Source organism: Puia sp. (assembly GCF_035546395.1).
In the GTDB taxonomy this organism is placed as follows: Bacteria; Bacteroidota; Bacteroidia; order Chitinophagales; family Chitinophagaceae; genus Puia.
Window position 1 is genome coordinate 97602 of the sequence record NZ_DASZXR010000015.1, and the last position, 13501, is coordinate 111102.

General features: G+C 51.4%; 10 protein-coding genes. 8 read left to right on the forward strand and 2 right to left on the reverse strand.

Going from position 1 to position 13501, the window contains the following annotated elements; all coding sequences use genetic code 11:
- Window positions 1-7 precede the first annotated feature (7 nt).
- The 3 genes from VHE34_RS18340 to VHE34_RS18350 are packed head-to-tail and all read left to right on the forward strand — an operon-like array spanning window position 8 to window position 2864.
- Window positions 8-466 carry a YhcH/YjgK/YiaL family protein gene (locus VHE34_RS18340; protein WP_325590313.1) on the forward strand — a complete coding sequence of 153 codons (459 nt, stop codon included), beginning with the start codon at window positions 8-10 and terminating at the stop codon, window positions 464-466.
- 5 nt (window positions 467-471) lie between these two features.
- Window positions 472-897 (forward strand): hypothetical protein, encoded by a 426-nt coding sequence (locus VHE34_RS18345; protein ID WP_325590314.1) that lies wholly within the window; start codon window positions 472-474, stop codon window positions 895-897.
- A 20-nt stretch (window positions 898-917) separates the two neighbouring features.
- Window positions 918-2864 carry a beta-N-acetylhexosaminidase gene (locus VHE34_RS18350; RefSeq protein WP_325590315.1) on the forward strand — a complete coding sequence of 649 codons (1947 nt, stop codon included), beginning with the start codon at window positions 918-920 and terminating at the stop codon, window positions 2862-2864.
- 95 nt (window positions 2865-2959) lie between these two features.
- Here VHE34_RS18350 and VHE34_RS18355 read toward each other — a convergent pair whose 3' ends face one another.
- Window positions 2960-3268, reverse strand: a complete 309-nt coding sequence (locus VHE34_RS18355; RefSeq protein WP_325590316.1) for a hypothetical protein — start codon at window positions 3266-3268, stop codon at window positions 2960-2962.
- Between the two features lie 158 nt (window positions 3269-3426).
- Between VHE34_RS18355 and VHE34_RS18360 the strand changes: the two genes are divergently transcribed.
- The 5 genes from VHE34_RS18360 to VHE34_RS18380 all read left to right on the forward strand — a co-directional run bounded on the left by VHE34_RS18360 (window position 3427) and on the right by VHE34_RS18380 (window position 10795).
- Entirely contained in the window at window positions 3427-4893 is a 1467-nt protein-coding gene (locus tag VHE34_RS18360; protein WP_325590317.1) for a DUF3375 domain-containing protein, read from the forward strand.
- 26 nt (window positions 4894-4919) lie between these two features.
- Window positions 4920-5507 (forward strand): DUF4194 domain-containing protein, encoded by a 588-nt coding sequence (locus VHE34_RS18365; RefSeq protein ID WP_325590318.1) that lies wholly within the window; start codon window positions 4920-4922, stop codon window positions 5505-5507.
- Window positions 5508-5544: 37 nt separating this feature from the next.
- Entirely contained in the window at window positions 5545-8889 is a 3345-nt protein-coding gene (locus VHE34_RS18370; RefSeq protein ID WP_325590319.1) for an ATP-binding protein, read from the forward strand.
- Window positions 8882-10021 carry a Wadjet anti-phage system protein JetD domain-containing protein gene (locus VHE34_RS18375; RefSeq protein WP_325590320.1) on the forward strand — a complete coding sequence of 380 codons (1140 nt, stop codon included), beginning with the start codon at window positions 8882-8884 and terminating at the stop codon, window positions 10019-10021. Before VHE34_RS18370 ends, VHE34_RS18375 begins: the two co-directional genes overlap by 8 nt.
- Window positions 10022-10084: 63 nt before the next feature.
- Complete coding sequence (locus VHE34_RS18380; protein ID WP_325590321.1) at window positions 10085-10795, forward strand: hypothetical protein; 711 nt, start codon at window positions 10085-10087, stop codon at window positions 10793-10795.
- Window positions 10796-10825: 30 nt separating this feature from the next.
- Here VHE34_RS18380 and VHE34_RS18385 read toward each other — a convergent pair whose 3' ends face one another.
- Window positions 10826-13477 (reverse strand): MGH1-like glycoside hydrolase domain-containing protein, encoded by a 2652-nt coding sequence (locus VHE34_RS18385; protein ID WP_325590322.1) that lies wholly within the window; start codon window positions 13475-13477, stop codon window positions 10826-10828.
- Window positions 13478-13501 lie beyond the last annotated feature (24 nt).

Below are 13501 nucleotides of genomic sequence, written 5' to 3' on the forward strand. Positions count from 1 at the left end.
TTCCCCAATGATCACTTCCACGTTATCCCAGCTTCATTGGTATAAAGTAATCAGCCCGAATTTCGAAAAAGCCATCCAATATGCCCTTTCCATGGACTTTGCCGGGTTCGAGCCGGGGAAATACCCGATCGACGGCGAGAATATTTTCGCGATCGTCAACGAATACATGACCAAACCCCTTTCGGAGTCCGACCCGGAGAGTCATCGCGACTATGCCGATATCCAGGTCATGATCACTGGCGTCGAGCGGTTCGGTTACGCACCGTTGACCGGCCAGCCGGAGACCACGCCCTACAATGAAGAAGAGGACGTCGCCTTTTATACCATCGATCCGGAAGACCTGAATTACCTGACCTTGCATCCTGGAGAGTTTATTATCTTCTTTCCTTCCGACATCCATCAGCCCGAGTTGTATACGCATCAACCCGAGCTGGTGAGAAAGGTCGTTATAAAAGTCGCTTTATAATCCCGATGGACCTCGCCTATAAAGCCAGTCTGAAGAGATGGGCCCTGGACCATCTCAGCCAACGTATCGCCACGACGACCGAAGCCATGCGTGATGCCCAGGATGCGGCCAATAGCGAAGAGAAAAGCTCGGCCGGCGACAAATATGAAACCGGGCGAGCCATGGGGCATCTGCAAAAGGAAATGCACGCCCGCCAGCTGGCGGAACTCGTGCGCGAGCTGGCAGCCCTTCATGCGGTGAACGAGGTGGTGCTCCGGACGGGCAATCTCGATTTTTTTATTGGTATTGGGCTTGGGAAGCAAACCATTGGGGACCGGACGGTCATCTTTCTCTCTCCTCATGCGCCGCTTGCTTTGTCGCTGCAGGGTAAGAAAGCCGGCGACACTATTGTTTTTCAACGGGAATCGCTGACTATCAGCGAGATTTTCTAAATAAATGCTATCTTAATGCCATGAGAAAAAAATTGCTTGTATTAGTAGCGACCCTTGCCAGTCTCACCCTTTCCGCACAGGAGCCAACTGCTTCCGGCCCTCTTGCGCTGATCCCCGCGCCGGTCAGCCAGACCGTCAATGCGGGACATTTTGAACTCCCTTCGTCGATCGTTATCGAAGCGCAGGACCAGCGCGATCTGTCCCAGACGCTACAGGACCTCAAGACCCGGCTCAGCGTTCCAACGGGTTATTCGGTCACGGTCACCCGGCAATCCACCCCCAATGCCACGATCCGGCTTGTCCTAAACAAGTCGGCGGAGACCCCGCTCGGCACCGAAGGCTATTATCTTTCCGTCACCCCGCAGGCCGTGCTTATCCGGGCCAACCAACCCGCCGGTATTTTCTACGGCGTCCAGACCCTGCTGCAACTGCTGCCAAAGGAGATCGAAAGCCGGCAGGCCGTAAACCGGCATAGCTGGTCCTCTCCCTGCGTCACGGTGACGGACTATCCCCGTTTCGGCTGGCGCGGCCTGATGTTCGACGTCTCCCGTCACTTCTTTACCAAACAGGAGGTGAAGGATTTTATCGATCAGATGGTGAAATATAAATTCAACCTGCTGCATATGCACCTCACCGATGACGAGGGGTGGCGGGTCGAGATCAAGAGCCTTCCCCGGCTGACAGAGGTAGGCGCCTGGAATGCAAAGCGCGTCGGAACCTTTGGCACCTTCGCGGATCCCGCGCCGGACGAGAAGCGCGATTATGGCGGCTTCTATACGCAGGATGATATCCGCGAGCTGATCGCTTATGCCAAGGCCCGGTTTGTCAATATCCTCCCCGAGATCGATATGCCCGGTCACAGCCTCGCGGCGATCGTCTCCTATCCCGAACTTTCCTGCACCGAAGGCGCCGACAAATACCATGTGCGGAGCGGCGAGAAGACGATGAACTGGTACAAGGGCGGCTTCGACGCCATCTACGACAACACGCTTTGTCCCGCCAATGAGAAGATCTATCCTTTTATCGATAAGGTAGTGACCGAATTCGCGGCTCTTTTTCCCTTCCCTTATATTCATATCGGCGGCGACGAGTGCGCCAAGAATTTTTGGGAGAAGAGTGCTGCCGTCAAGGCATTGATGCAGAAAGAACATCTCAAGAACATGGAAGAGGTGCAAAGTTATTTCGAGAAGCGCGTCGAGAAGATCGTCGAATCCAAAGGGAAGAAGGTGATCGGGTGGGATGAGATCCTGGAAGGCGGTCTGGCTCCCAATGCGGCCGTCATGAGCTGGCGGGGCGTAAAGGGTGGCATTGCCGCGGCAAAGATGGGTCACCAGGTGGTGATGAGCCCCACGACCTTCTTCTATCTCGACTATATGCAAGGCGATGCGGCGATCGAACCGCCGGTATATGCCACGCTGCGGTTGAAGACCACCTATTCTTATGAGCCCATCCCCGACAGCGTCGATCCGAAGTATATCCTCGGCGGCCAGGCCAATCTCTGGACCGAGCAGGTGTACAACACGCGCCATCTTCAATATATGGTATGGCCCCGTAGCATGGCCGTCGCGGAAGATCTCTGGACGCCGAAAGAGAAGAAGGACTGGGACGGGTTTGCGAACCGGGTGGAGACCCATTTCGACCGGTTCGACGTCGAGCAGGTGAAATACGCACGGTCGATGTTCGACGCCATCATCACGGCGAAGAAGGATGTGACCGTTTACGATTCGGTTACCGTCGATCTGGCCACAGAGGTGAGCGGGCTGGATATCTACTACAGCTTCGACAATTCCAACCCGGATAATTTTTATCCCAAATACATGGGCACGCTGACGATCCCCCGGGATGCGGTGATGCTGAAGGTGATCACCTATCGCAACGGCAAGCCCATCGGGAGGCAGATCGATGTGCCGGTGCTGGCGTTGCAACAACGCGCAGGGGTGCGACAGGCGCCGCCGTCAGCCGATTAACCGGGGACGACATTACACCAGGGAATCCCGAGTCTTCGTGGGAAGAAAAGGCGGATCGTTGGTAAAAGAATGGTCGAAAATCCGGCCCCGGCAACCTAAGAGCTGACACTGTGGATCCGGGCACCGAAGCCGGACCGCCGGACCGTTGACCTATAACGCCTATGATAGTAGATGTTGATATTCACTGGATCGACGTAATAGCTTCCATAGGGCCGGAACGAATAAATCCAGTTGTAGTAGTCGAAAGGGAGATCTGTGCCTTCGATGGGACAGGAATTGGTGGAGTCGGGCGGATCGCCGGGATAGTATCCGGGGGCGGAATACTCCTGTTGATACATCGGCCGGTTACACGCAGCCAGGGCTGCGGTTATCAGAACCAGATGGATGGCAGTGCTTTTCTTCATAAAAGGTTAGGGTGCTCTATAAAGATACTTCGTGACCCGGGGCATTGCCGTTATCGGGTAGTTATGGGCTGGTTATCGAAACGTTATCGACAGTTTATCCCCAATCGGGCGAAGCCGGCCGCATCGTATCGGGTGATTCGATATATTGAGCCCCTAAGATGGCAGCAACGGAATTATCCTATCTACTCGAAACCGCCCCGTCCGTACAGATCATCCGGATGCGTAACGCACACTGGGTGATCCCCTTCCTTTTTAAAGCATTTAAATCCGAAAATGTTCTTTCGTTACCTGAATCCCGGCTGATCGGCCTATTAGCCGAAGAGCTCCGTAATCATTCGGAAGAAATAGAGGATCTGGAGGAAGCCAGGATCGAATTTGGCGAAGATGAGGAAAGCCGTTCCAGGAAATATTTGCTCAACTGGGTGCAAAAACGGCTGCTGCAGGACTTTCCGGATGCCGAAGCCGTCACACAATATCAATTAAGCGCTCATACTGAAAAAATATTTCAGTGGTTACAAAGCCTTGAAAAAAGGCAGTTTGTCGGAACCGAAAGCCGCTTTCGATTCCTGTTCCAGACCCTTCGAGAAATGGTGGAATATACGGAGGACGATACCACTAAACGACTTGAAGAGCTTAAGAATCGAAAAGCCGAGATTGACAAAGAGATCAAGCGGATCGAAATGGGCTTCAAACCCGAAATTTACACCAATGCCCAGATACGTGAAAGAATGGAATGGTTTGTTCGTCTAAGTCACGAGCTGATCAGTGATTTCCGGGAGGTCGAAGACAACTTTAAGTACATCCATCGACAAATCGTCGAGCAACATACGAAAGCCGAAAAAAACAAAGGAGTCATAGTCGGATATGCCTTCGAGGCCTATGACGCATTACGCAAAAGCGACCAGGGCAAAAGTTTTTACGCCTTCTGGGATTTTCTGATCTCAAGGGAAGGCCAGGAAGAATGGCGGCTGCTGACCGATCAGCTTTTGCAGCTTCTTGCCGATCGCAATATAGAAAACGATGGCGATTTCGTTGAAAACATCAAATCTTTATTACTGCGTCAGGGCCGGAATGTGTACGAATCCAACGACAGGATGGCCGAAAAATTAAGCCGCATCATCACGGAAAAGGAGATTGCCCGACACCGGCGGTTAAGACAGCAAATCGGCAGTATCAAGGAATTGATCTTCCGTGTTATGGAGAATGAAACACCGGCTTGCGGAATAGAGTTGAGCGAGATTGTTCCAATCCGAATGAACATGGAGCGAAAGCTCAATCTTTCCGAAAAACAGGGGGTTGCCATTGTAAAACAACCCACTGGTGCGATGGAAAAGATTGAAGACCTGGAACGCTTTGGCCGGCTGTTAAGTGCAAAACATATCGATAAAAAAAAGCTCTGGGAAAATGTGGAGTCGATTCTGAAATCCAAGACCACAGCAACGCTGCTGGAAGTAATAGAATCGGTTGGACTCGAACATGGCGTCGCCGAAGTGGTAAGCTATTTCGGCTTTATCAGGGAGAAAGCCGTTCGGGTACAGGCCATGCATGAGATCACAGAACTGATCCCGCTGAATGAAGAAAAAACGCAATTCATTGAAGTCCCGTATCTGCTTTTTAGCAGATAAAGGCGGTACAATCCCGTAATTACATTATGACAGATAAACCATCTTTATTACCCTTCACGCCGGTACTGATCAAATTATTGAAAGGTCCGGTCGAGTACCTTGAAAAAACGACCTGGCATCAGTTACTTACTTATCAAAATGAACTTACGCGGTTTCTTCAAGGGCTTGGACTGGTACTCGTCCTCGAAAAAGAGGACGGCTATGCATTTCTCGAACAGATCAAGCTCGACGAAGAAGAAAATGTCGCAGGCTGGGTTCGCCGGGTTGCTTTAGGCTATGAAGAAAGCGTTCTCCTCGTCCTTCTAAGGGATATGATGGCCGAATTTGAGGTAGGGGAGGTTTCCTCCCGTGAGCTGATCAAGAAGCGGCGGGAAATAAAAGAATATGCAGAACTCTTTTTTAAAGAGAACCCCAGTCGCGTCAAGTTCATTCGGGACCTGGACAGACTGATCGACCGGGCAGAAGAAATGGACTTTCTCGAAAAAGTCGAGAATAATGACTTGCCCGATGAACAGAAGTTCCGGATCAAAAAGATCATCAAGGCCCGGGTAGACAACGAAATTTTGGAAACCTTCAAACAACAACTCACTCAATATGCAACTGGGAGTATTTAGTACGGATGAAAATAAATCCGGTTTCCGTTTGCAATATATGGAGCTGTTCAATTGGGGAACATTCGACGAGAACGTCTGGAAGATCGTACCGGGTGGCGAGACCTCCCTGCTGACGGGCGCCAATGGAAGCGGAAAGACGACATTTGTGGATGCCTTACTGACGTTGATCGTTCCGGAAAAGAAACATCGGTTTTATAACCAGAGTTCCGGCAGCGAAAAAAAAGGAGATCGTACCGAAGAAAGCTATGTCATGGGCGGATATGGAAATATCCATACCGAGGGCGGCCAGGGCAGCAAAACGCTCTATTTGCGGGAAAGCAAGGAACAGGCCTATAGTATCCTGCTGGCGCACTTCGCCAACGAAGCGGACCAATTTGTAACGCTTTTCCAGGTTAGGTGGTTCAGCGGCGGTGATATGCGCAGGGTATTCGCGATCGCCTATAAGCCAATGCACATCGAAGACGATTTCCGACCCTTCGATCTCAATGGCTCCTGGCGCCGACGGATCGATCAACAATACAATAAAGGAAGCCGCAAACAGGTCGAATGGTTCGATGCCGCCAGCAAGTACGCCCAGCGGATGGTGGACGTGATGGGAATGCAAAGCATGCAAGCCCTAAGCCTTTTCAACCAAACCATGGGGATCAAAGTGCTCGGCGACCTCAATGAGTTCATCCGGAGCAATATGCTCGAACCCCGGAATATGGAACAGGAGTTTCAGGAGCTCAAGCAACATCTTTCCACTCTTATAGACGCTCAGCGAAACATAGAAAAAACGGAAGAGCAGATAAAGCTGCTTAAGCCGCTGGAACGACACTACCATTCCTTCAAAGAACAAGCGGATTTCGGCGCACTGGCCCGGCAGGAAGTGGAAACTGCTAAAATATGGAAGAACTATACGAAATTTCACCTGCTTGACTCCCGTCTAAAAGAGCTGGAACTCGACCTTGCATCCTTCATTCGGCAATCAGATGCTGCAAAACAAAAGATCGATGCCCTTCGCGAGGAAGAACGGCAAACGCTCAACCAGCTCGAACAAAACAAAGCCGGCCAGCGGCTGCAGCAACTCGAAAAAGAAAAAGAAGCCCTCGAACAACAGGTCAAAGAGGCCGCTTATGCACTGAAAAAGTTTACCGAATGGTGTGAGAGTCTTCGTCTCAGTGAGATTAATGCCTCAGACGAGCCGGCGTACCAGCGGATCAAAAAGGAAGCGGAACGCACGGATAAACGGCTCGCTACCGAAATCCGCAACAACAAGGAAGATGAATACGAAGCCCAGGACCGGCTCAAAAAGGGCGAAGGCGAAAAAAAGATCGTCGAGAACGAGTTGAACGTACTGGTCCACAGTAAGAATAATATCCCGGCGCACCTGATCAACTTGCGCCGTTCTCTTTGCGGGGAACTGAAGCTGGAGGAAGAGGACATTCCCTTCGTCGGAGAATTGATGCAGGTAAGACCCGAATATTCCGATTGGCAGCCGGCCCTTGAAAAGCTGCTGTATTCCCTATCCACGCGGATGCTTGTGCCGGACAAATACTATAAGCGCGTCAACCGGTATGTCAACAACACCAACTTGCGAGGCCGGCTGGTATATAACCACGTCAAAGACATCGCACTTCGGCAACATGCAGACAACGGAACTATCTGGCATAAGATGGAATTCCATCCCGATCACCCGCTTAGCGCCTGGGTCAGTCAGCAGATTATCCAGCACTACGCCTATGCCTGCGTCGAAAGCGAGAAAACACTCGAGCGTTATGAAAGGGCTATCACCATTCAGGGCCTGATCAAAAACAAGGATCGCCATGAAAAAGACGACAGGCCTCAAAGCAACGACGCCAGCCGTTACGTGATGGGTTGGAATAATGAAAAGAAAAAGGAGGCCCTGCAGGCTCGCCGTTTACAATTGGTCACCGAGATGGAGCAGGCCGAAGAAGCCCTCCAGCGGAGCTCCCGAAAAGAGACCCGCCTGCAGCAACAGGTATTCGACGCTAAAAATATCCGCGAACATAGCGATTTCAAAAGTATCAATGTTGCCGCCTTGCAACAAGCGATCCACGAAAACGAAGAGCACGCCGCCAAATTGAAAAAGAGCAGCGACCAGCTAAAAACCTTGACCCAACAACTTGAAGAAATCAGAATCCGCCTGGTCCTTCAGGAAAAAGAAAGCGAACAGCTGGTTGGCAAAAAAGTGCTTACCGAAAATGCTATCCACTCATGGGAGAAAGAACGGCAACAGCTGAACCAATTCGTCGCGCTTATACAGGATACCGATAAAGATATGCTATTGCAATTCCAGCAGAAACATGCAAATATCGCCGGAGAGGAACAACTAACCCTGGAAAATATCGAGGTGTTCTATGGCCGGCTTATGGAAAAGGCGGAGCAGGCCGCAAAACAACATGAAGAGGCCGCCGGCAGGGAAGGACGCGAGTTGGACAGAGCCATCACCCGAATCAAGAATCCGCCGCTGGAACTACTCCAACGCTTTACGGACTGGGCTGCGGACACTCATTCCTTGTCCGCTGAAAGAGAACATGCCGACGAATACATCGAATGGCTGCAAAAGCTGGAATCCGAAAACCTACCGCATTACAAAAAAGATTTCGAACGTCTCCTCCACGACACAGCCGTCATAAAGATGGGTGTACTCAATGAAGAATTGGAAAGCTGGGAAAGAAAGATCAAAAATAGCATCTCGACCCTTAACCAGTCCCTCGGCGGGATCAATTTTAATCGTTTGCCGGATACATATATTCAATTGGGCATACGGCCAGTGACAGATACTATGATAAAGGAGTTTCGTTCCCGTTTACTGAATGCGCTTCCGCAAGCCGCCGATTGGCAACAAAACAGTTTTGAAAACAAGGCTGCTCATTTCAAGCTGAAAGTTCAATCCTTCATAGACACCCTCGACGAAAGCGAATCTTATCGAAGCCGGGTGTTAGATGTCCGCAACTGGTTCGAATTTTGGGCCGATGAAAAGTTCAGAGAAACGAACGAGCTCAAGAAAACTTACCGGCAGATGGGCCAGCTTTCCGGCGGAGAAAAGGCGCAGCTGACCTACACCATTCTTTGCAGCGCCATCGCCTACCAGTTCGGTATCACCCGGGAAGGAAGAAATTCGAAAAGCCTTCGATTCATTGCCGTCGACGAAAGTTTTAGCAACCAGGACGAAGAAAAGGCCACCTATCTCATGGAATTGTGTAAACAATTACATCTTCAACTTCTTGTCGTCACACCCAGCGATAAGATACAGATCGTGGAGAATTTTATTGCCCATGTCCACCTGGTTCAAAGGGTAAATAACCGGCACAGTATCCTGTACAATATGACAAAGAAAGAGTTGAAGGAGAAAAAAGAGCTGATCATGAATGAATGACTTGATCTTTATACGGCAACTGGAAAACAAATATCCGGACTATCTGCGCAGTATTATCCGGGGAGAGTCTTTTGTACCTATTCGTTTACGAGGTGAGAAACAAAAACCCGGCACTACTGAAGAATTGCATAAGTTTACCGGATTTTTCCGGGCGCGCGAAAAAACGGCGGAAAGACCCGGTTGGACCATAGATTGGAAACCATGGAATACAAAAAAGTTCGGTAACCAAATCTGGCCGGACAACATATCGGTTCATACGGAAGAAGATTATTTGCATCTGCTGAACAAGAACGCCGAACTTCACAGTTATCGGTCGATCCTTGAAGAACTCCTCCAATGGGAACCGCTTGTCCGTGACTGGCTGGCCGAAAACCCCCTTTTGGTGTTGAAACAGAAGGAAAACTGGAAAGGCATCCGCGCTACGGTCGATTTTTTCCTTCATCACGATCTTTCGGCGTATTATATTAGAAGCATACCCATCCCTGTCCACACCAAATTTGTCGAGCAAAATAAACCGGTGATCCATTCACTGCTTGCTTTTCTCGACCCGCAACGTTTTCCTAAAGATGGGCGGGATCTGGAAGAAGTAGCGTCGTTGCTGCAGTTACCCCATCTGTATCCGGTTCGCTGGCTGGATCCGCAGCTGTCGTCCCTGTACACTGTCGGTTTGGATATTTTGGCCCTTCCCTATCAGCAACTTATAAAGAGCCGCTGGTCTATAAAGGAGATCTGGGTGGTGGAAAACGAAACCAATTTGTATCTCCTGCCACCCCGAACGGGGGCCCTGGCCATTTTCGCGAAAGGCAAAGCCCTTCACAATCTAAAGGATATTCCGTTTTTCGCTTCCGCTCGCATTTTTTACTGGGGAGATCTGGACGAGGATGGTTATGAAATGCTTGACAGCTTCAGGCGGTATTATAACAATACAGAGAGCATTCTCATGGATGAAAAAACCGTTCTATATCATCAAGCCTTCCTCCATACGATACCTTTTCGGCATAATCGGAACTTTGAAAATTTTACACCGGAAGAGAACGCGGCCTACAGGTATCTCTGGAGCGTGCAGGGTAGGATCGAGCAGGAAAAATTGGAGCAATTGTTTGTTCAGCAATATATTAAAGAGAAAACATGAGTGTGCGCGCGAATTTTTGTTAACGCGCTATGTGCTGCTCCTGTTTTTTTCTACATTTAAGGGATGAAGGTTTCCGGGTTCCTGGTCATTGGTCTGTTGTTTTTTTCCGGATCTGCGTGTTCGCAAACCCGGGCGGACTCGAGCTTTTCGATGTTTTTTAATCCCGGCATCAGCTTTACCCGGACCAACGACGAGCATATCAATCACTGGCTCGCCAAATATGGCTACCCTGCGATCCCCCGGGTGCCGTCGAACTATAATTTCGAAGTGGCGGCCATGCCGGCCTACTCCCGGCTTTTGCTTAGTTTACGGCTCTCGACCATCAATTCCGTCAATAATCTGAGCTCGTTCAACATCATGGGCGGGTTGTATACCGCTCTCATCAAGAAGAAGTCATTCCTATTGTTTGCCGGCGGGGCGACGGGTCTCCACCGGGACATCATCACGCTGAACGGGAACCTGCCTCCGGAATACCAGCAGCTGGCGACCCGGGTGCATTCACAACTGGCGTTGCGAAGGGCAGGGCTGCGGCTTGAGCCTGGCGTGAAGGTCTTCTGGTATCCCGTCCAGGTCGGTATTTTGCAGATCGGTGTCTCCGGCGGGCTTACCTACGGGCTGGATTTCAACTCCCATTGGAAGCTTGGCTATTACAGTAACAACCACGGCCGGTACGGCCATTTCAAGGGCATTTCCCGGCCCAGTGACCAGGTGAAGGTCAGTGATCATGGGTTGACCTATGGCGGCGGGCTCAGTTTCCGCTTCCGGCTTCACTAATTTGCATGCTTTCCCTTTCCGGCCGCTCCATTAACCATGCACGTTCGTTGCCATGAGGGGCTGCTCTGCCGGCTTTCGCGCCAATTCGGAGATCAGCTCTGCGACCAGCGAGGTCCACCCGGTCTGATGGCTTGCGCCCAGGCCATTGGAGTTATCCCCGTGGAAATATTCGTAGAATAACAGCAGGTGTTCGTTACCCGGCTTTTGATAAAACCAGTTGTATTTCCCGTGCAGGGGGCGGGCGCCGTTCTTGTCTTTTTTGAACAGGCTGATCACCCGGTTGGTCAGCTGGTCGGCCACCTGTTCCAGCGGCATCTGCTTGCCCGAGCCGGCGGGGTACTCCACCTGCAGGCCTTCGCCGTAGAAAGATCCGAATTTCCGGATCGACTGGATGATCAGGTAGTTGATGGGTATCCAGACCGGCCCGCGCCAGTTGGAGTTGCCGCCGAAGAAATCGGAAGTCGAGTCGCCCGGATCGTATTTGATGTGATAGTCGACGCCGCCGATATTGATCGTATAGGGATTCTTCTCGTGGAATTTCGAAAGAGCGCGGATGCCGCCGGAGGAAAGGAATTCCTCTTCATTGAGCAGGCGTTCGAGCAAATAGATCAGCCTTTTCTGCGGCACGAGCGAAAGCAGGACCTGCTCTCCGGAGCTATGCTCTTCGTTTGGCCAGTAGCGTTTGTTCTTCAACCGGTAGTTCTCGAACCAGGTGATGCGCTTTTTGAAGTCGCCCAGCTTGTGAAGGGTTTTCCGTTCGATGATCGAGACGGCGAACAGCGTGGTCAGGCCGACAATGGACTGGATGCGGAGTTGTACGGGCGAGCCGTTGATGGACAGGGTGTCGTAGAAGAATTTGTCCTCTTCATTCCACATCCCCTGCTCGTTCAGCGCTTCGGCGATGAGGACGAACTGCTCGAAGAATTTTGTGGCCGTATCTTCGAAGGCATCGTCCTTCATGGCGATCTCGAGGGCCATGTCCATCATGTTGAGGGCATACATTCCCATCCAGCTGGTGCCGTCCGCCTGTTCCAGCTGGAACTCCCCGCCCAGCGAGTGGCTGCGGTTGAAGACGCCGATATTGTCCAGACCCAGGAAGCCACCTTCGAACATATTGTTCCCATTGGCGTCTTTCCGGTTGATCCACCAGGTGAAATTGATCAGCAGTTTTTGAAAGATACGTTTCAGAAAGCCGATATCGCCTTTGCCTGTCCGCTCCTTCTCGATGCGATAGACCGTCAATGCCGCCCAGGCCTGGACGGGCGGGTTCACGTCGCTGAAGTTCCATTCATAGGCCGGGATCTGGCCATCGGGTTTCATATACCATTCCCGCATGATCAGCATCAGCTGGTGCTTGGCAAAAACCGGATCGACCAGCGCCATGGCGATGCTTTGGAACGCAAGGTCCCAGGCTGCATACCAGGGATATTCCCATTTGTCCGGCATGGCGATGATGTCCTGATTCTTCAGGTGTTTCCAGTCGTGGTTCCGGCCGTTCAGCTTGCCCGCGTTGACGGGGCTGAGTCCGTCGCTGGTAGTCAGCCAGCGTTCCACATCGTAATGATAATATTGTTTGCTCCAAAGCAAACCGGACAGGGCCTGACGCTGTACCGCCGCCATCTCACGGGAGATATTCGCCGGCAGGATCGCCTTGTAAAAGGCATCGGCCTCTTCTTTCCGGGTCCTGAAGAGTCCCGGCGGATCGCCGCCAAATGGATTTTCGAGAATGCGGTTGCTCAGCCGGCAATAGATCGAACGGGTCTCACCGGGTTCTATCGCATACTGATATACCGGGGCGAACTTGGTCCCCGACCGCTTTTGGCGCAGGGCGTCGAGATGCTTATTGCGGATGATCGCCTCATGAAAGGCGTCCTTTACAAAGGGCGTTTTGTTGGGCACGCCGGACACCTTTTCGAGATTGGTCTCGTTCTCGGTGAACAGCGTATACTGGGGCTGCTGGAAATAGAAATAGTAGGCCCCGAGGCGGCTATGGGTCGCCCTTACCGAATTGCGGTCGCGCGCAGTGATCGCCGGTTTCTTCTCCTGGCCATCGATGCTCCAGCGGTTGTAGAACCAGAGCGTCGGCAGGACGGTGATCTCCGCCGCCTTGTGGTAACGGTTGTGGATATCGATCCGGATAAAGATGTCGCGTGCATTCTGCTTGGCGTAGTTGATGGTCACGTCGAAATATTCATCCTTGTCGAAAACACCTGTGTCGAGGATCTCGTATTCCGGTTCTTCGCGCGAACGGTTGCGGTTTTCCTCCAGCAATTTCTTATACGGAAATTCCTGTTGCGGATATTTGTACAGGTATTCCATGTAATAGTGCGTCGGGAGGTTGTCGAGATGGTAATACAGCTCCTTTACGTCTTCCCCGTGGTTCCCTTCCTTGTTGCCGAGGCCGAAGAGGCGTTCTTTCAGGATGGGATCCTTTCCGTTCCAGAGTGCAACGGCAAAACAGAGGTTCTGGAAGAAGTCGGAGATACCTCCCAGGCCATCCTCGCCCCAGTGATAGGTCCGGCAGTGCGCATGGTCGTAGGGGAAATAGTGCCAGGCGTCGCCATAAGGGCTATAGTCTTCGCGGACCGTTCCCCACTGGCGTTCACTCAGATACGGTCCCCATTGTTCTAAAGGTATTTTTTTAGCAGCGTTAACTGCGAGTCTTTGATGTTCTGCGGTCATGTTGTTCTAATTTTTTCTCACTTT